The 24235-nt window shown below is 70.0% G+C and carries 15 protein-coding genes; 1 reads left to right on the top strand and 14 read right to left on the bottom strand.

What is annotated here, in order from left to right:
* Positions 1-414: 414 nt before the first annotated feature.
* From KEG57_RS24775 to KEG57_RS24765, 3 genes are all read right to left on the bottom strand, one after another.
* Entirely contained in the window at positions 415-1248 is an 834-nt protein-coding gene (locus KEG57_RS24775) for a hypothetical protein (protein ID WP_272423290.1), read from the bottom strand.
* Positions 1245-2243 (bottom strand): AAA family ATPase, encoded by a 999-nt coding sequence (locus tag KEG57_RS24770; protein ID WP_272423291.1) that lies wholly within the window; start codon positions 2241-2243, stop codon positions 1245-1247. Before KEG57_RS24770 ends, KEG57_RS24775 begins: the two co-directional genes overlap by 4 nt.
* Before the next feature lie 67 nt (positions 2244-2310).
* Positions 2311-3315, bottom strand: coding sequence for an aspartate-semialdehyde dehydrogenase (locus KEG57_RS24765; RefSeq protein WP_272423292.1), 1005 nt, complete (start codon positions 3313-3315; stop codon positions 2311-2313).
* A gap of 203 nt (positions 3316-3518) precedes the next feature.
* Between KEG57_RS24765 and KEG57_RS24760 the strand changes: the two genes are divergently transcribed.
* The gene (locus KEG57_RS24760) at positions 3519-6626 is read left to right on the top strand and encodes a hypothetical protein (protein WP_272423293.1); all 3108 of its coding nucleotides are present in this window, start codon (positions 3519-3521) and stop codon (positions 6624-6626) included.
* A 124-nt stretch (positions 6627-6750) separates the two neighbouring features.
* Here the strand turns inward: KEG57_RS24760 and KEG57_RS24755 are convergent, their stop codons facing one another.
* The 11 genes from KEG57_RS24755 to KEG57_RS24705 all read right to left on the bottom strand — a co-directional run bounded on the left by KEG57_RS24755 (position 6751) and on the right by KEG57_RS24705 (position 24119).
* Positions 6751-7488 (bottom strand): class I SAM-dependent methyltransferase, encoded by a 738-nt coding sequence (locus tag KEG57_RS24755; RefSeq protein WP_272423294.1) that lies wholly within the window; start codon positions 7486-7488, stop codon positions 6751-6753.
* Between the two features lie 11 nt (positions 7489-7499).
* Positions 7500-8354: a tRNA (N6-threonylcarbamoyladenosine(37)-N6)-methyltransferase TrmO gene (gene tsaA / locus KEG57_RS24750; RefSeq protein WP_272423295.1), complete on the bottom strand. Its 855-nt coding sequence runs from the start codon at positions 8352-8354 to the stop codon at positions 7500-7502.
* A gap of 38 nt (positions 8355-8392) precedes the next feature.
* A complete protein-coding gene (locus tag KEG57_RS24745; protein WP_272423296.1) occupies positions 8393-11449 on the bottom strand; it encodes an alpha/beta hydrolase in 3057 nt (1018 codons plus the stop codon).
* Positions 11450-11497: 48 nt separating this feature from the next.
* Positions 11498-13144 carry a hypothetical protein gene (locus tag KEG57_RS24740; protein ID WP_272423297.1) on the bottom strand — a complete coding sequence of 549 codons (1647 nt, stop codon included), beginning with the start codon at positions 13142-13144 and terminating at the stop codon, positions 11498-11500.
* A gap of 65 nt (positions 13145-13209) precedes the next feature.
* Positions 13210-15552 carry an HAD family hydrolase gene (locus tag KEG57_RS24735; protein ID WP_272423299.1) on the bottom strand — a complete coding sequence of 781 codons (2343 nt, stop codon included), beginning with the start codon at positions 15550-15552 and terminating at the stop codon, positions 13210-13212.
* Between the two features lie 185 nt (positions 15553-15737).
* Entirely contained in the window at positions 15738-16382 is a 645-nt protein-coding gene (locus KEG57_RS24730) for a hypothetical protein (protein WP_272423300.1), read from the bottom strand.
* A 227-nt stretch (positions 16383-16609) separates the two neighbouring features.
* Complete coding sequence (locus tag KEG57_RS24725) at positions 16610-17704, bottom strand: hypothetical protein (RefSeq protein WP_272423301.1); 1095 nt, start codon at positions 17702-17704, stop codon at positions 16610-16612.
* 229 nt (positions 17705-17933) lie between these two features.
* A complete protein-coding gene (locus KEG57_RS24720) occupies positions 17934-18725 on the bottom strand; it encodes a CPBP family intramembrane glutamic endopeptidase (RefSeq protein WP_272423302.1) in 792 nt (263 codons plus the stop codon).
* A gap of 26 nt (positions 18726-18751) precedes the next feature.
* Complete coding sequence (locus KEG57_RS24715; RefSeq protein WP_272423303.1) at positions 18752-19354, bottom strand: DUF6892 domain-containing protein; 603 nt, start codon at positions 19352-19354, stop codon at positions 18752-18754.
* Between the two features lie 14 nt (positions 19355-19368).
* The gene (locus KEG57_RS24710; protein WP_272423304.1) at positions 19369-23562 is read right to left on the bottom strand and encodes an aminotransferase class V-fold PLP-dependent enzyme; all 4194 of its coding nucleotides are present in this window, start codon (positions 23560-23562) and stop codon (positions 19369-19371) included.
* A gap of 62 nt (positions 23563-23624) precedes the next feature.
* Complete coding sequence (locus tag KEG57_RS24705; protein ID WP_272423305.1) at positions 23625-24119, bottom strand: hypothetical protein; 495 nt, start codon at positions 24117-24119, stop codon at positions 23625-23627.
* Positions 24120-24235 lie beyond the last annotated feature (116 nt).

Raw genomic sequence — 24235 nt, 5'->3', positions numbered from 1 at the left:
TCGGACGATCGGAGGTCCGGACGGGGCGTCGTGTCAAGGGAAGGGAAGGGGGCGCACGTTGGAATGCCCTCCTCAGCGCGTGGACCGCTCTTCAGGGCGCAGGGGATGGTCCCGAAGCCCCGGAAAGCCTGCACGTCGCTCTTCGGGCTACGTGGGAGAAAAAAGCAATCGCGTGGGAAGGTCGCGCGGGCCTGCATGAGGCAACGGCACACGCTCGGCGAGCGAAACGCTTTTCCGTGGGAGCAAAACGCACTTCCGTGGAAGCGAACCGCACTTCCGTGGGAAGAGAGGCGTGTGATGTAGCTTTCTTTACTCGGGCGTGTCGGAGGCTCCCCCCATCGTGTGGGAACGAGGGGCACGTCCGTGGGAGCTCTTCGCTCGTCGGTTTGTTGCGCGGCTGGTTCCGTGGCGGCTTCACCGGCCGAGGCGAGCGCGGAGGGCGAGGCGGAGATCGACGACTTCCTGGGGCACCGTTCGAGCGTTGCGTTGGGCCTGTGCGATGGCCTTCACAAAATCCAACCGTCCCTGGGGATCTGCCGGCCTTTTTTTCGTCCAGATGCGGGTGAGCATCTCGGCGAGGACCTCTTTCCCGGAGACGTGGGTCTTCCACGCGCTGCTGGCGAGCGTCGCGACGTACGTCTTCTGATGGCTCAGCAGGCGTGCTTCCAGGTGGGTGCTCGTCGCTGCGGCCGTGAGGGCCTTCGGCGCGCGCGTCCACCACGCGCTCGTCGTGATCGTGTCGAGCGCCTCCTGCTTCGAGCGCACCTTCGAGCGACCTGGGTGCTCGATGAAGTCCTTCGCGACGACGTCGCGTAGCTCCACGATCGTCGCCCGGCAGGCCATCCACCAGTCGAGCTGCGCCGCGAGCGCCTGCATCTCTTTCTCGATCGTGGCGGCGTCCTTCGGGGAGGTGTTGACCTCGCAGTCGGCCATCGCGCGGGCATCGAGGAGCAGGTTCTCCACCTCGAACGCCTCGCCCACGAACACCTCGACGCCCGGGTCGTTCCAGCGCGTCCGGTTCGACGCGCCGAAGTCCCGATCCCGATACCCGAAGACGTGGTGGAGCTTGTCCTTCCGCGCCGCCTGCACGACGGCCCCGAGGTTCTCGCAGCCCCCGGCGATGTAGATGCCGATCTCCGCGTCGGCCCAGGCGGTATCCAGGTAGGTCCGCGTCTCTTCGTCTTCGACCCAGAGGTAGACGAGCTTGTTCTTGTAGAGCCCCGACAGATGCGAAGGGACGATCGTCATGCATCGCTCTCGGTCGCCGCCGCGGAGCGCGGATCTCCCTCGGGGACGAGGAGAAAGCGCTCGAAGCTATAGGCCTGCTCCCACACGGCATCGGAGTGCGAGGCGACGATGAACTGGGCTTCGGGCGCGAGATCACGCAGCGCGGGGAGGATCGTGGCCTGCCATTGCGGGTGGAGGTGGAGCTCCGGCTCGTCGATGATGAGCAGGCCACCGCGGAAGTCGTTGAGGATGATCCAGCCAGCGAAGGAGAGGAGCTCGATCTCGCCGGAGCTCACCTCGTCGATGGAGCAGATGCGCTGACCGTCGCGAATCACGTAGAGATCGGCGAACAGCTCCTCGGCGTCGGGATCCACGATTTGCGCGTCGATGCTGGTCCCGTCGTTGCCGTGGAAGCGTGCCCAGGCTTCGTTGATACGCTTCAGCCAGGCGTCCGCCTTGCTCGTGCCAGGCGACGCGGCAGCGAACCCACCCCGCGCGCGCTCGTCATTGATTCTCTGCTTGAGGCGCCACAGGCGGTTGGTCTCCGTGTCCGCGGGACGCGCACCGGGGCCGACGAGGGGCTTGATCGGTCCGACGAGATCCGGCGTGCGCCAGGAAGAGAAGTACTCGACCGCGAGGTGTGCACCCCGGGCGAATAGCAGCTGCATCACCTGCCCGGCGGCGTCACGTTGCGAAAGTGCATTCGCCGCGCGGACCCATGTTTTCACGGGGCCATCGTCGAAGGAGACGTCAATTTCGATCCGCGCGCCCTCGGGGAGCACCGTGCGCCAGTGCTGCTCGCGTCGAGCTTTCTCCAGGTCCCGGACGATCAGGTGCTCCTGGCCGAGGCCGAGGAGCACCGCCTCGAGCACGCTCGTCTTTCCGCAACCATTCGGTCCGGCGAGGACGATGTTCCGCGACGGCGCCCCCTTGGGGGAGGTGAGGTCGAGCTCCAGGGGCTCCTGGATCCGTCGGAACTTCTCGATGCGGATGCGGTGGATTTGCGGGACCGGCATGTCTTGCCCTCCGGATCGGCGTTCCGGCGCGAGACCCTACCACGGGAGCCTGCCCCGCCGGCCAGCCTCAGCCGACGAGCCGCTCCGCGATCTGCACCGCGTTCAGCGCCGCGCCCTTCCGCAGATTGTCCGCGACGATCCACAAGTTCAGCGCCCCCGGCACCGCGAGGTCGTCGCGCACGCGGCCGACGAAGACGTCGTCCGTGCCGGCCGCCTCGCGCGGCTGCGGGTGCTTGCCGGGCGCGTAGGGCTCGTCGAAGAGGCGGACGCCCGGGGCACGGCGGAGCAGCTCGCGCGCCTCGGCCGCCGTCATCGGGCGGTGGAACTGCGCGTGCACGGCCTCGCTGTGGCCCGTGACGACCGGGACGCGCACCGTCGTCGGCGTCACGCCGATCTCCGGATCGCCCAGGATCTTGCGCGTCTCGTTCACCATCTTGAGCTCCTCCTCCGACCAGTCGGGCAGGCTCCCCGCCTTCCAGTCCATGAGGAGGTTGCCCGCGAGCGCGCCCGGAAAGACGTTTCCGACTGGCTCGCCGCCGGCCGCGAGCTCGCGCGTCTGCGAGATGAGCTCGTCCATCGCCGCGTGGCCCTTGCCGCTCGCGGCCTGATACGTCGAGACCACGACGTGCTTGAGCCGCGCCGCGGCGTGGAGCGGCCCGAGCGCGACGACCATCTGGATCGTGCTGCAGTTCGGGTTCGCGATGATGCCCTTCGGGCGGTTCTTCGCGGCGTCCATGTTCACCTCGGGCACGACGAGGGGGCAGTCCGGATCGCCGCGCCACGCGCTCGAGTTGTCGATGACCACCGCGCCGCGCGCGGCCGCGAGCGGCGCGAGCTCGCGCGCGGCGGCGGCGCCGGCGCTGAAGAGCGCGATGTCCACGCCGTCGAAGGCTTCCGCGCACGCGAGCTTCACTTCGAGCTCGCCGCCGCGGAAGGGGACGCGGCTACCCGCGGAGCGCGCCGAGGCGAGGGCGCGCACTTCGGTCGCCGGAAAGCGCCGAAGCTCCAGGGTCCGCAACATCTCCCGCCCCACGACGCCCGTGGCGCCCACGACAGCAACGACGCACGACATGTGCCCGCTATAGCGCCCGGCGCGCGGTCCGCGCAAGAACGCTGCGCCTCGGCGGGCCGCGCGCTAGCAGGCTGTCGAGAAACGCCGCGAGCGCCCTGGAGCTAGGGAGGAGGACGCAGGAATACGAGAGTATTCCGAGGACGACGACCGACGATCCAGGGCGCGCAGCAAGTTTCTCGACAGCCTGCTAGCATGCTTGCGTGATGCGAGGCCCCTCCCGCGTTTCGACGTGCCTCCTCGCGCTCCTCGCGCTCGCGCCGCTCACGTCGCTCACCGCGACAGGCTGCAAATCGGGCGCCTCGGGACGCGCAGCGCAGGGGGCTCCTGCACCCACCACGAACACGGCGGCCGTCCCGGAAAAGCTCGTCCCGATGGTCTCGCCGTCGCGGCTCTTGCCCGACGTGCGCGGCGATCGCGGGTTCGTCACGTACGACGCGGGCGCGCGGCGCGTGCTCGTCGATCGCATGCGGCTCATCGTGTACGAGGACGGAACGACGGAGCGGGCGAACGAGCTCTTGCCGCTCGGTCACGTGAACTCCGTGGCGCTGCCGAGTCGGCTCGGCGGCGGCTTCGTCTTCCACGCGACCTCGGGCGGCGGCACGCAGCTCTGGCGGGCGTCGTCCTGGCTCGGAAAGCTGCGGCCGCTCGTGCAGTTCTCGTCGACCACGAGCGACGTCGTGCCGGGGTTCGACAGGCTCTATCTGCGGCTCACCTCGAACGGAAAGCTCGTCGCGGTCGATCCCGAGTCCGGCGAGGTGCGCTCGCTCGCGCCGCTTCCGCCGGCCGCGGCGTATGGCGGGCTCGCGTTTGCCGACGGGTTTACGGGGGTCGTCGACGCCGATCTGCGCGGCGTGCTCGCCACCTTCGACGCGGGCGCGACATGGAGGCCGCTGCATCTCCCCGAACGTCCCGCGGCGATCTCGGTCGTGGGCGGCGAGCCGACGATGTTCGTGGTAGGCGGGAAGTACGTGCTCGATGCGCGCGGCAACCTGACCTACCGCGCAAACCAGATCGCGACGGACGACGAAGGCGATGTGACCACGCCGGCCGCGCCAAAAGGTCCGTTCGGGAAGAAGGTGCTGCGCGCGGCCGTGGAAGACGGTTTTCCCGACACGCCGCGCACGGCCGTCGTCGCGCGGGCCGGGGCGCTCGCGCGCGTGTCGCTCGACAAGGGCACGATCGTCGATCTGAACCTCACGGCGTTCCCCGAGCGCGAGGCGAACTGCCACGCGGTGCGCCTCGGCGCCTCGTACGGGTTCGTCTGCGGCGAGCGCGAAGGGCCGACGAACGTGTACGCGTTCGTTCCGCCGCTCGCGATGCAGAAGGTGCTTTCGTTCAAGGGCCCGCGGTTCGTTTCGGCGAACGGCGCAGGCGCGCTCGTGGTGCGCGGGACGTGCGGGGACAGCGCGGACGAGGCGCGCGCGCCGGGCGCGAAGGCTGTAAGCGCGGCGAGCGACGCGGGCACGCGCGTGTACTGCGTGCGCGCGGCGAGCGGGGCGACGCGCGAGGTGCGGGTGAAGGGGGATCTCGGGGTCGAGCGGGTCGTGGCGCTCTCGGACGAGCGGGTCGCGATCCTGGTGCCGCCGCGCGCAGGCAGCACGGGGCAGCTCACGATCCTGAAGGGCGCGGAGATGACGAACGTGCCGCTCGTGTTGCCGCAGAAGCCACGCAGCGTGGCGCGCGAGCTCCGGCGCGGGATGTGGCTCGAAGGGTTCGAGGAGCGCGAGCCCGGTGTGCTCGGCGGCTGGGTCGAGGCAGGCGGGCCCGTCATTGGCGTGCGCGTAAAACTCGACGGCACGGTGACCGCGGGCGAGGCGCGCGACAACGAGAACGGCGTGGTGATCTCGGGTCGGTTCGCACTGTCGCCGGGCGACGGCGGGCGCGCAGCGGAGTCGATCGACGGGGGCATGACGTGGAAGGTCTTCGACCTGCCCGAGCACGACGTGGAGCCGGGCGACGCGCCGACGCGCGCCTGCGGGCCCGTGGGATGTGTGCTCGCGGGCTGGATCCGCGTGGGCTGGGGCAAACCCGCGATCTCCGGGGATCTCGGCTCGGCCGAGGCGCCGCCGTCGCTCTACGTGCCGGTGAAGACGACGCCGACGGTGCGCGTCTCGTGCGCGCCCGCGGGCAAACCCGTCACCGAGCCGCTCCCGGACAAACCCGCGAAGAAGGAAGTTGCAGCCGCGTCTCCGCCGCCGGGTACGTTCGGCATGGGCGGCTTCGGCGGCTTCGGGCGCATGCCGCCGCAGCCGCAGAAGACGCCCTGGAGCACGTTCCGCAACCTGCCCGCGCCGGCACTGGAGAAGGACGAGCTCGGGATCGACAACGGCGCGCCTTACGATCTCGTGAGCCTGCGCGCGTACGCGTGGGGCAAGAAGGGCTCGGACTGGTCGCGCACGGGGCATTTCCTGGTGCGGTTCGACGATCGCTTCGATCCCGCGGGCGGTGTTCGATCCACGGCGACGAGCGCGCCGCCGTGGCCCGACGAGACGTCGACGGCCGAGGGCATGGGCGTCGGCTCGTACCCGCTCGCGTCGTGGGGATCATTCCTCGATCCGACCGGCCGGCACGCGCTCGCGCACGTCTGTCGAGGCACGAGCTGCTCGCTGCTCGCGGCGAGCGAGGGGCAACCGGTGCTGCTGTTGCGGGACGCGGCGGGGCGCACGACGGGGTTCGCGAGGCCGCTGCCGCAGGGCGCGGTGCGGCTCGGCGAGAGCTGGTTCCTCCTCGTGCAGGGCACGTCCTACGACACGGTGACGCTGCATCGCGTGGATCTCGGCGTCATGCGTCTCGTGACGTCGTTCTACCGGCCGAGCCCCTCGCGGTACGCGCTGCCGGAGCCGCCGCGGCTCGTGCGTCGCGCGCTGGGGACGGGCCTCGGGCTCCTCGTCACGAGCATCCCGGATCCGGGAGATCGCTTCGGCGGGATGTACGTGCACCCGCTCGATCCAGAGACAGGCGCAGTGGGCGAGCCAATCGCGCTCGGCAAGCGGGATCTCGGCGGCATGCTGCCGCCGCGCTGCGCAGAAGGTCAGGACGGCTGGATCATGGACACGTCGCTCGACGCGTCACCCGCGGTGGAAATCCCGGGCGGGCGAGCTTCGCTCGACTCGCTCGAGATGCGGCTGCGTGTCGATCCGGGATCGGTGTGCGTGGAGGGCATCGCGGCGCGTCTCGACGGGACATTCGTGCCAGACAAGGAGACGAAGGCGCCGCCCGCGGACAAAGCGCCGCCGGTCGGGACAGTGCCGCTCGCAGCGACGGAGCGATCGACGGGGCGGCGGTGGAACTTCGCCTGCAGTCGGCGCTGAGGGGAGCGTAGCGCCGGGGTTTCACCCCGGGCCCGACCAGGGGCTGTCCGCCCCTGGACCCGGACCAGGGCACAGCCCTGGACCTCGGGTGCATCGACCGCGATGCGGTCGATGCAGAGGCGATTCAGGGCTTTTTCGCGATCACGATGTACTGGTCGGGCAGGGTCTCCTGGATGACCTCGCCCTTCAGGCCCGCGGCCTCGAGCTCGGCGAGCATCGCCGCCGGCGTGATGCGGTGCTCCTTCGGCGGGCCCTTCGTGGCCTCCATCGTGAAGTCGACGATGACGAGTAGTCCGCCCGGCTTGAGGCCGTCTTTGATCTTCGCGGCGTAGTCCTTCCGCCCGTCGATGTGGTGCCACGTGTCGACGATGAGCACGCGATCGACCGTGCCCTGTCCAAGCCCCGGATCCGAAAGCCCGACCTGACGCGCCTCGACGTTGTCGAGCTTCTCTTTCACCACGCGCTCGCGCAGGTAACGCACCATGTCGGCCTCGACGTCGAGGGCGAGCACCTTGCCGCTCGGCCCGACAGCACGCGAGAGGTGCGGCTCGAAGTACCCCGTGCCCGCGCCGATGTCCGCGACGACGAGGCCCGGCGTGATGCGCATCGCGGCGACGACCTCGGCCGGCTTCTGCCACGCGTCGCGCGCCGGATCATCGAACTCCTTGGCCCAGTCCTCGGCCTTCTCGAAGCGATGCACGAGCGGACCGCCATGCCCATGATGGCCGCCGCCATGCGCGGTATGCCTCGCGACGAGCTCGTCATGCGGCATCGTCTCCGCCGTGCTGTACACAGGCTTCGGGGGAGGTTCGCTCGCACAGGCGACGACGGGAAGCAGGAGGAGACAAAGGTAGGGCCGCATCGGACGATGCGTTAGCACGCCGCTGGTTCCCCGCCTGGGGGAAAGCGGGCGTTGAAGGCGCGATGGATGGCGACCGCAGGATCGTCGGAGAGCGCGAGATCCCGCTCGCGGTAGCCAGTCCCGATCGAGAGGACCGTGACGTCACGGCGCTCGACCCGGAACCGGATGCGGAAGTCCTTGTGCGCGAGTTGCAAAGTTCCATCCGGCAAGGCGCGGATGCGGCGGTACGGGTGCGGCTGCGGACCGAGGCGGAGCGTGTGCGTGACAGGCGCGACGAGATCAATGCCGTGTTCGTCCTTCAGATACGCGGCCTGCTCCGCGGCGTGCGGACTCCACGTGACGGAAAAACCCGGCTCGGGATCCGCCGGTGCCTCGCCCGTGCTCTCGTTCTCCCCGGCGAGCGGTTCGAGCCAGCCCGTGCGCGCGCCGGGGCGCGCCTCCGCGTAGGGGATGTACGGCTTGATGTCGAGCACGGGGCTCTCGTCGATCATGTCCACGTCGCGCACGTGGATCACGAGGCCCTCGACGGAGACGAGCCGCACGAGCGAGAGGCCGATGGGGTTCGGCCGGTGCGGCGATCGTGTGGCGAGCACGCCGCGGCGCTGGCCAGCGCTCCGCGGGGGCAAAACCTTGGGCCTCCAACCTTTGTTCAGATGGAAGCAGAAGATGACCCAGAGGTACTCCCAGCCTTCGAGGTCGCTCACGGCGTGCTCGAGCCCGCGGCCGGCGGCGAGCTCGATGCGGCCCTCCGCGCCCTCCGAGGCGTGCGGCTGGCGTGGCGTGCTCACACGATCGGGGAAGGGCGTGCGCAGGATCCCGATCGGCGTGAACGAGAGCGGCTGGAGGCGGGGATCGTCGGGGGACAAGCGCTCCGCATTTGGGATGCGGAGCGCCGGATGTCAATTCACTCGGTCCACATCGACTCGGACTCGCCCATCGTGCGGTAGTTCGAGTCGATGTGGTTCATGAGCTCGAGCCACCACGACTCGAGCTTCGCGCCGCTCTGGAGCGGGCTCTCGCCGAAGAACGTGCCGCGGATGCACTCGGCCTTGCCGTCCGGACCGACGCGGCAGCGGCCGTCGACGAAGACGAGGATCATCTTCGGCAAGCGGCTCTCCATGCTGTTCGTCGGCGCGTTCATGAACGTCTTGATCAAGGTCGCCGCCGCGACGAGATCCTTCGGCTCCTGGCCGTAGCCGTGCAGCGCGTAGACGACCGGGTAGCGCCGATCCTTCTGATCCTTGTGCGCATACCCGGGCGGCAGCGCCACGCTGACCGGGCCGACGCGGCCGAGCGTCGATTTGAACTCGAACGAACAGGCGCCCTGGACCTCGCACGGCTCGGCCTCCGGATCCGCGTCGTCGTTGCTCTCGAGGACGAGCGTGCGCAGCTCCGGATCGGGCCAGCGCGCGCCGATGAAGTAGAGCGCGCTCTGCAAGCGGGCGACGAGCTCGTTCGCCGTGCCCACGTGCTGGCCGCTGCCGCTCTCGACGTCCTCGGCCGTCGGATCGAGCTTGCCGTACCGCTGGAGCACGATGCCCGGCAGATCCTCGTAGGGCACGCGCGAGGGTGCGTAGCTGTTCAGGTTGCCCGGCGTGAGCTCGGGGTGCTGCGTGAAGTCCGAGAAGTACGTGACGTTGCGCCTGCGCGCGCCGAACGCGCCCGCGAGGTGCTGCGCGCTGACCGCGAAGTTGAAGAGGTCACGCGTGCCGCCGTCGGTCCACACGTCGATGCGACGCAAGGCCGCGTCGTCGAGCTCGCCGCCGGGCGGCGCGTCGCGCGTGATGCGATGCACGATCGAGTGCGCGTCGCGCTCCCAGAAGCGATCGAGCCCGCTCGCGACCGTGAACTTCCCGTCGCCCTCGCCGACGTCGTAGCCGTCGCCTTCCTTTTGCCAGCCGCCCGGCGGCTGCTGCTTCGTGCTGGGCACGCCGTCGAGGCCCACGTCCTGGAAGGGCTCGCCGTCGTCGAAGCGCATGTTGCGCTCGGTGCCGCCCGGGTTGTACTGCGCGTCGTAGTCGTCGCCGGCCGGATCCTCGTTCACGCCGGCCATGTAGCCGGGCTCCTGGGTGCTCGGGATCCCGTCCTTGCCGACGTCGTCCCAGGGCTCGTGGCCGGCGCGGATGATCGGCTCGAGCTCGTCGCGCTTGCCGTTGCCGTTGTAGTCGACCGCGAGCGCGAGCTCGAGCGGGTAGCTGTTGCCCTCGGGGGTCCACCAGTTCGAATACGGCGTGCGCTCCTCTTTCTGCGGCGAGCCGTCGCAGACCGTGATCACCGGGAAGGTGCCGTCGGGGTTGAACTCGTCGTCGAAGTAGTTCGTGAGCGTGAGCGTGTTCGCGCAGCGCTCCGTCGGGCAGTTCTGCGCGAGCTCTTCCTGCTTGTCCTTGTCCGGCCCGTCGAGCGGATCGACCCACATCGCACACTCGTCCGTCGGCCGACCACCGGTCTGGCTCGCGTCGTTCGGACGAACGCCCGCGGGCAGGTTCTCCGCGCCGGGCGTGAGGTTCTCGCCGTTCGGGTTGCCGAACATCGCGGCGAGGTCGCGGAAGATCTGCACGTAGGCCTCGCGGCTGAAGCTGCCGCCCGTGCCGTTCCGCGGGTACTCGAACCACCACTGGTTGAAGACCTGCGTGTGCTCGTACGGGTCGCGCGGCGGCAGCATCCACGCGCACTTGCCGGGCGATCCGTCGATCACGCCGATGCACGTCTCGTCCTGTGCGCACTCGGCGTTCGTCTGGCAGAGCGTGGGCTCGAGGTTGATGTCGCCGAGGACCGTGCCCTTCTGGATCGGCCGGAATCCGCCGACGTAGTGGCGTTTGACCGCGTCGAGCATCCACGTCCAGTCGACCGGGCCGCCGAGCGGGGCGAGGGCGTCGAAGAGGTTGTGGTGGCGCATGCCGAACATGGCCGTGCCGCCGCCGCCCATGGAAACGCCGAGGATCGCGCGGTGCGTGAGCCTGCGCGGGAAGGCGTTCGTGCCCGCGTCCTCCGTCACGACGGCCTGGTAGGTGCCGAGCCGCGGCGCCTTGAACGAGAGCGCCCATCCGTCGCCCATCTTCACGATGCGAGCATCCGTGACGGGGACGACGCGCGGCTCCTTGAAGGCCGGGCCGGAGTACGAGACGGCGAGGTGCCGGAGGCGCGCTTTGTCGGGCAAACGCGCGGGGTTCACGGGGATGGTCATCGGCACGTCACGCTGGAACTTGGAGGTGACGGGGCCGAACGTGACCGCGGGGCCGAGGGCCGTGTAGCCCGCGGGCGGCTTCGTGTCGCCGCAGGCGATCGTCGCGTCGAACTTGGGGACGCTCCAGAGGTAGCTGCCGCTGTTCGGGTTGCTCGCGCGCTCGGGCAGGCCAAGGCTCGCCGCGGCAAGGCTGCCCTTCGCGGTGATCGTCGTGCCGCCCTCGACGGAGCCCGCCGCGCCGTCGCCGGCCGCGCAGGTGAGATCCGCGGTGCCAGACGTGTCGAGGACCTCGACTTCGAGCGTGGCCTCAGCCTCGGTGCCGTCGCCGCGGGGGAGGAAGGCCTTCACCGTGGCACTGCCGCCCGCCTTGCCAGCGACGACCGCGACGTCGACGCCGGCCTTGTACAGGTCGAGCGTGTCGTCCTTCGGCGCGGGCGTGATGTCCGCGCTCGAGGTCTCGAAGCGGATGGCGGTCTTCGTGCAGAAATCGGGCTCGGCGACGACGCGGACCGACCGCGACGCGCACGTCGCGCCGTCCGCGCACTTCGCGAGGAACACCCGGCTCGGCTCGAAGCGCAGCTTGACCACGTCGGGCGACGGCGCCGAGCAGAAATCACCCGGCCGGAGCGTCGGGTCCGTGCCGCCGGAGGTCGTGCCCGGCGTGGTTTCGGTGGTGCAGCTCGGCGCGGCGACGGCGCCGATCGCGCCGAGCAGCGCGAGGACAAACGCCGCGCGTGTGCGCGTGGAAGAAAAGCCCCGTAGGCGAGCGGTCGTCATGGGGACGGGAGGATACCGAAGCCGCGCGCCGCTCGCGATGGCCGTGAATCAGGGCTCGGGCGCTCCCGGCTCGGGCGCCGGCTCGGGCGCCGGCTCGGGAGGCATCTCTTCGCCGAGGTCGGGAAGCACGCCCGTGACCGGAGCCTTATCGATCGGCGCGACGATCACGCCGTCGGTCACGCTGCCGAGCCACGAGCCCTGGAGCGAGACGGGCACCGCGATGTCGTCGACCTTCGCGCCCGCCGCCGCGAAGATCTGGATGAGGCCGATTTTTCCCTCGATGGCAGAACCATCCTGGGCCGCGTCCCAGCGCGCGGTGAGCGCCTCCTGACAGAGGCCCGCGAGGCACGTGGCGTCGCAGGTCCCGAAGCCGCCGAGGGCTTGGCCGAGCGCGTCACAGGCCGCGATCGTCGCGAGCGCGTCACCCATCGTGCTGCCTTCGGGCGCGCCTTCGAGCGCCGCGCTCTTGCAAGCGCCGCCCACGTAACGCGTGGGCAGCCAGAAGATCTCGCCGCTCGTGGAGATGGTGTCGCCCGGCTCGGACGCGATCTTCACGAGGTGTGTGCCCGGCATGCCGGCTTCGTCGGCCGGAACGACGCCGAAGCGGCTCGGCGAAAAACTCCCGTACCCGGGCACGGCCGTGATCGCGGTGAGGCGCCCCGCGAGCTCGGTCGGCGGCGCGGCGGTGCCCTTCTGCAGGAAGCCTTCGAGCGCCGCGCGCAGCGACATCGGCTGCGCGGCGAGGTGATCCTTCGTGATCGTGTCCCAGCCGCTCGCCGCGCGAGCGTCGGCGAAGAGCACGGCATCTTGCGCGGACACGCGCGCGGCCATGTCGTCGAGCAGCACGCTGGCCATCTCGATCTCCGCGGGCGAGAACCTGTCCAGCAAGCTCTTGCCCGCCGCCGTCATCATCGAGAGGAACTGCGCCTGTGCGGGCACGAAGGTGAGCGTCACGTCGAGGTCGGTCTTGCCGACGACGATGGGTTTGTCGATGACGTTGACCTTGATCGTCTGCGTCGTGCCGGCGAGGAGGCCACTCGCCGTCGCGCAGCCCCAGGCGAAGTGGCCGGCGCGCACCGAGACCGCGATCGTCGGGCCGACGGGCGCTTTCTCCACGAGCAGCTGCGCGTCGACGGGCGCGCTGCCCACGAAGTCAGCCGGGGCGTTTTCCGGCAGGAGCGGCGCGACCGCCTCGCACGTCGAACGCGGCAGCACGCTGACCGTCCACTCCGTGACCTCGCGTTTGCCCTTGTACTGCGGCAAGACCTCGAGCGTCGCGAAGCCGTCGCCGCTCACCGTGACCGGGAGATCGGCCGCGGGTCCGTCCTTGATCCACGCGCGAAGCCGGTACGCCGTCGCCTTGTTCGGCGCGCGCATCGTCACCGTCGCGGCGCCCTCCGCGTCCATCGGCGCGGCCACGCGATCGAGCGTCGCGTCGAGCGAATCGCCGAGCAGGACGAACCTGACCTCGTCCGACGACGGCGGCTCCGTGCGCACCGTGATCGTGGCCATTTCACGCATGCCGAGCGTGAGAGGACCCTCGTTCGTGAAGATGAGCTGCGTCTTGGGGGCTGGCTCGACGGGCGGCGACCAGGGCGTCTCCGCGCTCTTCGCTTCCTCCGCAGAGCAGCCGAAAAGGGCCGGCCCCGCCGTGGCGAAGAGGACAAACCAGGTAAGTCGAGAAAGAAAGCGCATCGGGGGGGAGTTTACCCCGGAACGATGCCGGCGGCGACCTCTCTCTCGTACGATCGCCAGGTTTTTCAGGGCGGGAGGGGCACCCGGTCTGTCCGGACGTGCGCGAGAGCGCCCGCGGCGGGCAAACCCGGAGGCGCCGAGGTCTTCCCAGGTAGCCCGGGCGAAACCAGGAGGCGCGCCGCGTTCCCGCACAGGATCAAGGCCTCGCCGAACGCGAGGCCCGCCGCGACGAGCGGGCTCAAAACGCCCGCCGCGCAGAGCGGGATGACGGCCGCATTGTAGACGACGGAGACGAGGAGGCTCTGCCTCAGGGTCGCACGCAACGCGCGCGCGAGGTCGACGAGCCACGCGATGGTCTCCAGGCGGTCGTCCGAGAGCACGAGGGGCGCCGGTACCGCCACGGGCAAGGCGCCCGGGGCGACGGCGAGCGAGACGTCCGCCGGGCACTTTTTCGTGCGGTCTTCCTGGCCGTCGCTGATGTGGAGGACTCGCGCGCCGGCCTGCTGGAGGTCACGGACGTGTAGGGCTTTCTCCGTAGGGCCGAGGCCGCCGAGCGCGGGCACGCCGAGCCGGTGCGCGAGCGCGAGCGTCGCGTCGGGGCCGTCGCCGCTCACGAGCCGGCAGCCGAGGCCGCGCTGAAAGAGCGCGCGGAACGCCTTCTCCGCCCCCACCCGCGGCGGATCCCAGAGCTCGAACCAGGCCTCGACGGTGCCGTTTCGACGGACGCACACGACGCTCGCACCCTCGCGCGCGTCCGGGGGCAGGGGATCGCCGGGGCGCGCGGCCGAGACTTCCACGAGCGCGCCACGCGCCCGGCCGACCACGCCGTCGGGGCGCACGTCCGGGGTCTCGTCGAGCGGGCCCGGACGCACGCCGGCCACGGCGAGGTGATGCGCGATGGCGCGTCCTGCCCGGTGCGACGCGCAGGCTTCTAGCGCGGCCACGTCTTCGAGGAGCGAGATCTCCGGGAACTCGCGCCACGCGAGGCGCGTGACCCGCGGCGTGCCCAGCGTCACGGTGCCCGTCTTGTCGAAGCAGGCGACCGTGGCGGTGGCGAGGCCTTCGAGCGCCGCCGGATCCTTGACGACCACGCCAGCCGCGCGCGCCCGCAGGACGGCGATGGTCCGCGCGGCCGGCAGCGCGATCAGGAAGGCCGCAGGCGAGGCGCCGATGAGCACCGCGATCGCCGTGAGGTAGCCGTCGGGGTGGAACGGGCCGCGGCCGAGCAGCGCGTGCACGACGAACGCGAAGCCGGCGAACGAGACGGACGCGACCGACAGCGCGAGCGAGGCGATGTGCGCGAACGATTTCCCGCTGCGTTGCCGCGCGTCGCGCTCGATCCGCAGGGCGGCGCGATGCACCTCGGCGTCGGCCGCGGCGGCGACCTCCGACGAGGGCGCGCGCGCCACGCGGCCCGTGACCTCGCTCGAGAGGAGCCGCGCGCCGGTCTCGACGATCTCTCCGCCGGCCCGATCCTCGGCGCGGCCCTCCGGCAGGGCCACGCGCGCCGCGCTCTCGAGGACGATCTCCACGGGCGCGATGTCGCCTTCGCCAAGGCGCACGCGGTCCCCGGGCGCGAGCAGGGCGCACGCGACGCGCTCGTCCACGCCGTTCGCGCCCACGCGGCGCACGCGGGCCTCGCGGGCCGACGCCGCGTGCGAAAGGCTCCGGAAGGCCCGCGTGAGGAGCGCCGTGTGCGCGTAGAGGCCGAGGATCGAAAAACCGAGGATCGCGCCGGACGCCTCGAACGCCGCGAGCGAGAGGCCGTCGAGCTCGAGCCCGAACCGCGCGAGCTTCTCCAGGATGGAGGCGGCGCGGTTCGGATCGAACAACATCGCGATGACGCCCAGGGCGAGCGCGAGCGTGGCGCAGGCCAGCGTGACGATCTCGGTACCGAGGACGCCGCGGCGAACGAGGGCGCGGGCGCGATGGTAGAGGGGCGGTCCGGCCACGGCGAACAGGAGCAACGTGAAGCCGAGCTCGACCCAGGCGATTTCCCGCTCGGGGGCGCGTGTGGGCCGCCACGAGGCGAGGGCGATGAGGTTCGCGAGGAGCGCGACGACGAGGCCGAACCGTCCGGCGTCGAGCCGCGCTCGTTCGCTCGGTGGTGCGCCCGTGGCGGCCGTGAGCGTGAAGCCGCGCTGGGTCATGGCCTGGGTGATCTCGCGCTCGCTCGTGACCCGCACGTCGTAGATGGCCTGGGCGATCTCGCCGAAGAAGCCGACGGACGCCGCGCGGACGCCGGGCAGCGCGCGCAAGGCTTGCTCGGCGTGCCGGGCGCAACTCCGGCAGGAGAGGCCTTCGACGTGGAAGGTCGCTTCGTGCTCGAACGCGGGCCGCCCGCGGCCGCCCTCGCGTCCGGGACGAGCGTCTCCATCGACCAGCGCAGTGGGGAAGGATTTATGCATCGTCGCCGCGAACCGGAGTCGCCCGGTGCGCTAGCGAACTTCGGGCCGACCGGCTCGGGCAAGTCGTGCACGGGCCGACGGCGGTAACACCGCGTAATTGCGGAAAATGGCGACGGGAAGGGAGAACGTGGAGGGCCGCCGGGACGATGGGCGGCGAGGCGGGGGGATCCGACCCTGGCGGATCGTTACTTCTTGTAGATCTGGGCGGCGGCGAGGCCGGCGCCGCGGGTGGCCTTCACGATGACCTTGCCGGGGCCGCCGATCGGCAGCGGGTTCTTGAAGCAACCGTTCGCCTTGCCGCCGAGGATGGCCGTGGCGCCCTGGCCGTTGCTCTGGGCGAGGACCTGGGGGGGCAGGGGGGCGGCGTGGAGGACGAGCTGCACGTCGAGCTGCTGGATGCCGACGCCGGAGGCGATGACCGAGTAGCACTTGCCGGCCTCGATGTTGATCGCCTGCTCGAGGACCTGGCCCTCCTGGAACTGGGCGGCGAAGGGCTGGCCGTCGGCCTGCATGCCGGGGGCCTCCGAGGCGGCGAGGCCCTGGAGCGCGAGCGTGGCGACCTGCGCGGCCGCGGGGGCGATCGGCGTGGCCGGAGCGCCAGCCGAGGCGCCCGTCGTCCCCGTCGGGGCGGGGGTCGTCGCGGCGGGGGCGGGCGTCGTCACGGCGGGGGCGGGCTGCTGGTACTGGTTCGGATTGTACGCGCCGGGCTGCTGGCCCTGGGCGTACTGGTTCTGCTGCGAGGGGTCGTTCGGGTCCGGGGTGTCGCTGCCGCCGCAGCCGACGGCGAACAGGCCCAGCAGGGCCACGGGGAGGATCATCGAGAGGCGCATGGGTTGGCTCCTTGGAAATCTATGCTGCCGTGGTTCGGGAGCGCGGCGGCGTCGCCGCACCTCGGAAGACGCTCGGGGCCGACGCTGCGGCTCACCGATGCTTGGGCTTTAAGACGGCCCAGGCGTCCGCTACTTACACCGAATTCGTGCTGTGAGGGGAGGGGTTTGGAGGCCGAGTTCGTCGCAGAACTGTGCTCGGGGCCGAGAGGTCTCGGCCCCGGCCGGTTTCACTTGGGCACCTTGATGCAGCAACCCGTGGTGCAGTAGTAGCCGATGGCGCAGGGCTCCTGGCCGGCCAGGCCGCAGGGCTGCTCGCCACCGGGGCACTGCTCGGAGGGCGGGTTGCCCGCGTCCGTGCCGCCCATGCCGCCCATGCCGCCGCCGCCGTCGACGCCCGCGTCCGGGGGCGGCGGGAAGCACTCGGGCGGCAGGGTGTCCTTGCCGATGCAGAGCTCGCACTTCCCGCATTCGTTGTAGCAGGCGCCCTTCACCTGGGTGCACGGGGCGCAGCTCTTCGGATCGTCGAGCTTATCGAGCGTGCAGGCGAAGTTGCCGAGGCCATCCTCGGTGCCGAGCCAAACGGGACCGTGCGGCTGTCCATCTTTGTAAAGGACGCAGCAGCCGAAGCAATCGCAGCCGTTCGGGGTGAGCGCCGGGCAGATCTGCTTGCAGGTCTCGGGCTGGTTGTTGAGCAGCTCGTCACAGCTCAGGTTCGTGCCAGGCGTGTTCGCGTTCGCGTTGTACTGGCACTTGTTGCCGTTCCACCACTCCGGGTTGTAGTCGGGCGCGACGGAGAGCGGGTCGCACTGGTGGTTCCAGTAGCACTCGTCGTTGCCCGTGCCGGAGTTCGAATCCCAGAAGCAGTCCGAAACGCACGCCGCGCCGGAGCCGCCGGGGATGCTCACGCCGAGGCCATCCTCGCTGTTGTCGCAGGGGCCGAGGCACGACGGGTCCTGCCAGTCGATGAGGCCGTCGCCGTCGTTGTCGAGCGTGTCGCCGCACTGGTAGACCTGGTTGACGCACGAGGCCATGACGAACCCGCCGTCGAGGCCCCCCCAACCATCCGGGCCGGCGTCCGGGATGTTGCCCGTGCCACCCGACCCGCCCGTATTGCCGCCCGTGCCGCCCGTGCCGCCTACGCCGCCCGCGCCGCCCGTGCTGCCGCCCGCGCCGCCCATGCCGCCGCTGGCGCCCGAACCGCTGGCGCCCGAGCCGCTGGGAGTCTGCGTCTGGGGATCATCGCTACAGCCTACGGCAATGAGGGATGCGACGAGGGGGCTCGCGAGGAGCAAGCCAATTACGCTCTTGGAAAAGGACGGCATGTAAAGTCTCCTTGCCTGAAGCTCTGGCTCCGGGGGGGGCTCGGATTCCCCGGGCCGCGTCCACGGACGAACGAAGCGAAAGCAGAATGCACGAGACGCGCCAGGCAGGCAAGGCATGGAAGAACGCCGAAAGCCCGCATTTCAACGCGGGCGGCCGGCGTGGGTGGTTGCACGAGTGACCAGGTGTTGTCGTCAGTCGGGATTCGCGCGAGGACGGCGCGGGCAGGATTCAGACGAGGTACGAGAGGATGGCCCAGGTGATGTGGAGCATCGCATGGGCGAGCATTGCGGCTTCCAGGCTGCGGCGGAAATAGAGCCAGCCGAAGACGATGCCGGCGATTGCATTCAATACGACGGTCCGCACGACCACGGGCGTCGTGAGCGCAACGATGCTCTGCCCGACGAAGACGGGCAGGTGGGCTGCCCCGAAAACGAGGGCGGCGAGCACGATCGCGGCCCACATCGTCCCCGCGGGAGGGCTGCCCGAGGCCTTCCCGCGGACACTTCCAATGAGCCAGGCGAGAAATGACGCCAGGCCCCAACGATAGATGAGCTCTTCGTTGATTCCCCCGTGAAGGACGTTCATGACCTTCTGATTCAGGGGGAGGTCCTGGAGGATGTAGAGTTTCTGCGCCGTCGCTTCGCCCATGGAGGGGGCGAAGAAGTGGTCGAGGACGAGGAGCACGAGCGCGGTGAGGGCCCCGAGGCCGAGGGCGAGCGGCGCTTCTTTCCAGAATCCCGGAGAAAGCTTCGGTTCACGCGCTGCCCATGCGGCGATGTGGGATCGCAGGTGCAATCGGGGCGCGAAGGCCATCCCGAGCGCGACGCCCAATGCCATGAGGAAGAGGAACTGGAACACCGACGCGACCACGAGCGCGGGCAGCGACCAGCCGTGCGCACCGCCCGTCGTCGCCAATTGCCGGAGCTGTGGGATGTACACGGGGAGCAGGCTGAGGACGCCGACGACCCCCATGCCGAAGAGTACGCCGAACTTCCTTCGTGAATGCTGCCCAGTTGCCATATCGGCTTTCTGGGGCGAGCGGGCGTTCAGCGCAAGACTTCGACCCCACGCGCCGCGAGGCGATCGAGGACCGCGGGGTCGTCGACGGAGCCGAGCCGAACGTCGAGATTCGCGAGCTTGGGGAGCGTTTCCAGGCTCGCCGCGTGCGTCCAATCGCCGGTCAGGGTGAGATCCGTGAGCTTGGCCAGTCCTTCGAGGGGGCGGAGATCGCGGAGCTCGTCGAAAAAGCCGTGGCCGTCGAGGTCGAGTGTCTCGAGGGCCTCGAGCGCGCCGATTCCTGCAAGCGAGCGGAGCGAATAGGCGTCGTCCTCGCCGCCGGTATAGATGCCGGCGCCGTGTTCCATCATCATGTAGATCTCGTTTCCGCCGTCGAAATCGAGCCGCTCGAGCCGCGCGACCTTCTTGCGATCGAGCTTGATCGACTGCAGCCGGGCCATGGCCGCCTGGAGCCGAACCGTATCGTCGTCGCCCTCGATCCCTTCGAGCTTGGCCTCGACCCGCTCCTGATTCACGGCCTCGGCCTCCATCAACGCGCCGAGCACGGCAATGTGCAGGCCGGGATCCGGGAAAACGATGCGGCTCTCGTCCTTGTCCGCGGCCTTCTTCGGCGCGGCTTTTTTCGTGGTCATTCCGGTGTGTCTCCTCAGAAATCGTACGCCCGGCGCGCGTGGGAGGCCTCCAGCGGCGTCGGGAACCAGCGCAAATGGCGGAAAGCTTCCGGGATGTCAAGCTCGCCGTGCGGATCCGACGGACCCTCGACGGGGGCGCTCGCGAATATCGACCGCGCTTCGTCGAGGTACGCGGCGAGCGCGCTTTCCGGCTCACTCGTGCGCATCGATCGATATTCGAGCTCGCCCCCGCGGTAGGCCAGATCGTTCAGGCGGAGCGCGGGCCGGGGACGGCCGGCGACGTGCGTCCACAGGCCCGTTTCGGCGTCGCACCGGTACATCGGGAGGAGCTTCCAGCCGTCGTTCGCGATCATGTGGATCGCGGCGACGATGTAGAGGAAGACCGTCTCCGTGAGGAAGGAATTGAAATGAATCCGGACCCAGCCCGGCCGGAACACGCCGCCGCCGGCCTCGAGCGCGCCCGCGAAGGCCGCGGAATGCGCGTGGTCGATGTCGAGGATGCGGTGGCCATACGGGCCCGTGGAGGCGCATTGGCCGTGCGCCTGGATGCCGAAAAGATCGTTCAGCAGGGCGACGACGAAGTTCCAGTGGAGGAACTGGTCGCGGCCGTGGCGGATCAGGAGCGACACGAAGGACAATCGTTCGAGGTCCGGATCGCCGAGCAGCCAGATCTTTCCATTCGTTCGGAACGAGGCCATGGCGCGCTTGACGAAATCGTTCTCGCGGGCGCGAATCGTGTCCGTGCCGATGGCCGCCTTGAGCTGAAAGGCAAGGCCCGCGCGAATGGATTCGAGGACGGCCTCCGTGCCCGTCTCCTTGCGTCGAGCGACGAGCGAGCGTTTGGCGACGAGGACGAAAGGAGCGCCGGGACCACCGATGAATTCGTGCGGCGAGAGGAAGACGGCGTCCTTGGACGCGAGGGCGCCTTGGCCCGCGGGGTTCATCCGAATGTCGAGGGAAGGCCCTGCGGCGGTGCAATCCCAGAAGGATAGCGCGCCGTGCCGGTGCAGGAGGGTCGCGATCGCGACGTCGTCCGAGAGGATGCCCGTCACGTGGGACGCCGCCGAAAAACTCCCGATCTTGAGCGGGCGGTCCGCATGTCGGAGGAGCTCCGCTTCGAGCGCATGGAGATCGATGCGGCCCTCGGCGTCCACGTCGATCGTCACGACGTCGGCGATGGATTCGCGCCAAGGAAGCTCATTCGAAGGGTGCTCGTAGGGCCCGATGAAAACGACGGGGCGCTCGTGTTCCGGAATCCGATCCCGCAGGCGATACCGTTCGTCGAGCGCGGGCGGTACCTCGAGCCCGAGTGCCCGGACAACCTCGTCGATCGCGGACGTCGCGCCCGATCCGCAGAAGATGACGATGTCGTCGCTGCCACCCCCCACGCTCTGGTGGATGAGTTCACGCGCGTCCTCGCGGAGGAGCGAATTGGGGTGGAGCGGCATCACCTCGCTCCGGAGAAACTCCTCGAGGAAGCTCAGCGAGCGGCCCGATGCAGCTTCATTCGCATGAACCAGGCGCCGCGATCCGAAGGGCCCGGGAACGACCATATCGTCCCCGATGACCGAGGCGCGCACCTTCGCGAGGAGCGCCTCCTTGTCGGAACGCGCATCGCGCGGCCACGCTTGCGGGCGGGTCGCGTCCGCATCGTCATGCGGGGCGTGGGGGACGTCGAGCAAGGTCCGGAGGCCCTCGACGAACCCGCTCAAGCTCTGCCCGACGAGTGTTTCCGTACCAGCCGCGGCGGCCCGCGCCGTGCTCGCCAGGGTCATTCGCATCAGCGTCTTCGTGCCCATCGTGCGATCGCTGTGCGTGCCCACGAGGAGCGCCTGTGTCGCGCGCCGGGCAATGCCGGCGTCCGCCAGCTGGAGGGCGTCGATGAGGTCACGATTGATGGCCTCGGCGAGCGTGAAGGCCATGGCGGGGCTCCCTGCGAAGAGGCGCGCGAGCGGCTCGGGCGAAAGCTCGAGGAGCACCACGTTTTCCCGCGCAATGCACGTGACCCGCTGCGGGCCGCGATCGAGCAGCGCGTCCAGGCCCATGGTCTTTCCAGGCCCGAAGACGGCGAGGTGCGTTTGCCTCGGGCCCGAGCGGACGGTGATTTCGACGGCGCCACGCGCGAGGACGAAGGCCGAGCCGCTGCTCGCGCCTTCGGCGAAGATCGTGCGGCCGCGCGGCACCACGCGCTCGACGAGGACGCTCGCGACCTGCGCGATCTGTTCGACGCTGAAGGATTCGAAGAAGGAAAGGGCGAGGAGAGAGGACGCGATGTGCGGCGAGATCGGCTGGCCCTCGCCGAGATCCTCGACCGGCGCAAGGACGGCGGAGGGCGCGGGGCCCGCCATTTCACGGGTGACGGCACGCAGCTCGTTGCAAAGAAAAAGGGAGAGGCGGCGCAGGACCTTCAGCGCGGCGGGGTGGCGCGCGCGGCGCAGGTGCTCGAAATCGGCGATCTCCAGCGCGACACCCGAGGTGCGCCGGACCGCGGTGACGGTGGCCGCGCGCAGCATGGGCTGGTTCAAGGCGAGCTCGCCGAGCACGCCGCCCGGGCCACTCTCGCCGACGAAGATGCGGTCGTCCCCGGGCGTCCGGCTCGAGACCGCGAGGAGCCCGTCCTCGACGAGATAAAGCCTGTCCGCCGGCGAGCCCTGCATGCAGAGGACATCACCGACCTCGGCGCGGAAGGGTCGCATCAACGAGGCCATCTCGCGAAGCTCGTCGCCGTCGAGGTCCGAGAAAAGCGCCGTGGCCTGGAGCAACGCGGCAATCGCCTCGGGGCCGTTCGTCGTCCGCGTGGTGACGCCGGAGTCCGCTTTCGCCTCCGCCTCCGCACCCGCGGCGCGCCGAATGCCGCGAAGGACGGCGCCCGAGAGCTGCTCCCAGGCGTGGCTCCACGCCTCGGCGAGCTCGTCGGCCATCTGGCCGCCCTCGGAGAGATCGAGCTCCGCGCGGAGCGCCTCGCCAAAGGAATCGACGTGCACCTCGCGGACGCCGTAAAGCACGTGCCGCGCGCCGAGCTCTTCGAGCATCGCGTGGAGCCCGTGCGCATCCCGCAGGCAAGCGACGCTCGCGGTCAACGCGGTGACGAGCTTGCGTCCCTGGCCGGAGAGATCGTCCGGGAAAAGATGCCGCATCTCGGGGTGGCGCGCGAACAAGCGATCATAAAATCGCTGGGGGAAGCTCGAGCGCGAGAGCGCCCGCTTGAACATCATGCGCACGAGCTCGGCCTGTCGTTCCGACGGCGAGGCCGCGATCTCGGGGAGCAAGCCGAGCGCGCGGCTCGTCGCGACCACGCCTTCGAGGGCATCCGCGAGCGCGTCCGCCGAGGCGAAGCGCTTAGCGGGATCCTTTTGCACCGCGCGATCGACGGTCGCGGCGAGCTCGAAGGGGACGTCGGGGCGGAGCGCGGCGATGCTCGGCAGGGGCTCTTTGAGGATTGCCTCGACGAGCTGCATCAAAGGCCGTTTGGGGCCGTACGGTGGCACGCCGGAGAGCAGCTCCCAGAGGATGAGGCCGAGGGAATAGATGTCGCTCGCGATGGTCGCGGGCGCGCCCTTCCACAGCTCGGGCGCGAGGTAGCGAGGCGTGCCGAGGATATCCCCTTTCCGGGTCACATCGGCCGAGGGCAGGACCGCATTCGCCACGAAGCGCGCGATGCTCTCGGGGCCCGCCTCCTCGGGCGCGGGCCGCGCCGGGACCTTGGCGACGCCGAAATCGATGAGCTTGCCAGCGCCCGCGCGGGTGCGCATGACATTGGCCGGCTTGAGGTCGCGATGCAGGACGGAGGCGCGATGGGCCGCCGCGAGCCCACGCGCGACGTCGACGCCGAGCGCGAGGATCTCCTGCCAGTCGAGCGTGCCCGCGAGTGTATCGAGGCTCTGCCCGGCGACGAGCTCGTACACGATGTAAGGCTGCCCGAGCGCCTCGCCGCTGCGGTAGACCGCGACCACGTTCGGATGCTCGATCCGGCCGAGCGCGAGGGCTTCGAGGCGGAAGCGCTCGCGATCACGTTCGGCCGGAGAAGCGCCGCGGATCATTTTGATCGCGACGTGGCGTTCGAGCGTGAGATCGAGGGCGCGCCAAACCTCGCCCATCGCACCCTCGCCAAGCCGCTCGAGGAGGCGATACCCGTCGAACTCCGTGAGGGTCCGCGGGGCGGGGGCGGAGGATGCAGGCGGGGGTGCAGAGCGGCCCGATTCGAACACGCCGCGATGGTAGGCCAGCGCGTGGGGTCGGCAAGACGAATCGGCGCGGGAAATCTGCGGGGTCAGGCCAAGGCTTGCGCCTCGCCGTGCGCGGGCGGTGTCTGCTCGATTCCACCGGTCTCCGGGTTCACATCCTCAATGGGCTTGCGTTCGCGCAAGTAACGACGGATGGCCTCGTTTTGCACGAGGATCGGCCCGAGCAGCGCGCCGCGGGCCTTTCGATCGGCGTCGCTGTCGGAGGGATACTCGCCGAGGATCATGGCCACGGCCTGGAGCATGAGGGATTGCCCCTTGGCGCGCGCGTCCTTCACCTGGGCGTAGGTCACCTGCCCGCCGAGCCCCTCGATGGCGGCGCGGTACTTCCCTTCGAGGTCCCTGAGCCGCAAAACGTGCCGCGTGAGGCCGAGCTCGATCACGAGCGCCTTATAATCGGGCTCGTCGACGCGCGACAGGATGCGCTGGACCTCCCCGAGCTCCTCCACGAACGGGAGGGACGTGACGGCGCCCGCGCTCTTTTTGGGGGACCTGCCGGGCAACGTGCGCGAGATCGCGCGCACCCTCGGGAGCGCGTGCCTGCTCCGGCGGGTGAGGCGATGTCCCGCGAGGGCGGGATCGTTTTCGGGAAGGCCGGGGCGATGTCCCACGAGGGCGGGGAGACGTCCCGCGAGGGCGG

The sequence above is a fragment of the Polyangium jinanense genome (assembly GCF_028435365.1).
Note: the sequence above shows the minus strand (reverse complement) of the source record. Positions and strands in the feature narration are given on the sequence as shown.

What these genes read in the sequence shown, in the direction of transcription:
- KEG57_RS24745 (WP_272423296.1), bottom strand. Translation starts at nt 11,449, where the DNA reads ATGACGACCGCTCGCCTACGGGGCTTTTCTTCCACGCGCACACGCGCG.
- KEG57_RS24740 (WP_272423297.1), bottom strand. Translation starts at nt 13,144, where the DNA reads ATGCGCTTTCTTTCTCGACTTACCTGGTTTGTCCTCTTCGCCACGGCG.
- KEG57_RS24770 (WP_272423291.1), bottom strand. Translation starts at nt 2,243, where the DNA reads ATGCCGGTCCCGCAAATCCACCGCATCCGCATCGAGAAGTTCCGACGG.
- KEG57_RS24775 (WP_272423290.1), bottom strand. Translation starts at nt 1,248, where the DNA reads ATGACGATCGTCCCTTCGCATCTGTCGGGGCTCTACAAGAACAAGCTC.
- KEG57_RS24755 (WP_272423294.1), bottom strand. Translation starts at nt 7,488, where the DNA reads ATGCGGCCCTACCTTTGTCTCCTCCTGCTTCCCGTCGTCGCCTGTGCG.
- KEG57_RS24720 (WP_272423302.1), bottom strand. Translation starts at nt 18,725, where the DNA reads ATGGCAACTGGGCAGCATTCACGAAGGAAGTTCGGCGTACTCTTCGGC.
- KEG57_RS24735 (WP_272423299.1), bottom strand. Translation starts at nt 15,552, where the DNA reads ATGCATAAATCCTTCCCCACTGCGCTGGTCGATGGAGACGCTCGTCCC.
- KEG57_RS24765 (WP_272423292.1), bottom strand. Translation starts at nt 3,315, where the DNA reads ATGTCGTGCGTCGTTGCTGTCGTGGGCGCCACGGGCGTCGTGGGGCGG.
- KEG57_RS24760 (WP_272423293.1), top strand. Translation starts at nt 3,519, where the DNA reads ATGCGAGGCCCCTCCCGCGTTTCGACGTGCCTCCTCGCGCTCCTCGCG.
- KEG57_RS24725 (WP_272423301.1), bottom strand. Translation starts at nt 17,704, where the DNA reads ATGCCGTCCTTTTCCAAGAGCGTAATTGGCTTGCTCCTCGCGAGCCCC.
- KEG57_RS24730 (WP_272423300.1), bottom strand. Translation starts at nt 16,382, where the DNA reads ATGCGCCTCTCGATGATCCTCCCCGTGGCCCTGCTGGGCCTGTTCGCC.
- KEG57_RS24715 (WP_272423303.1), bottom strand. Translation starts at nt 19,354, where the DNA reads ATGACCACGAAAAAAGCCGCGCCGAAGAAGGCCGCGGACAAGGACGAG.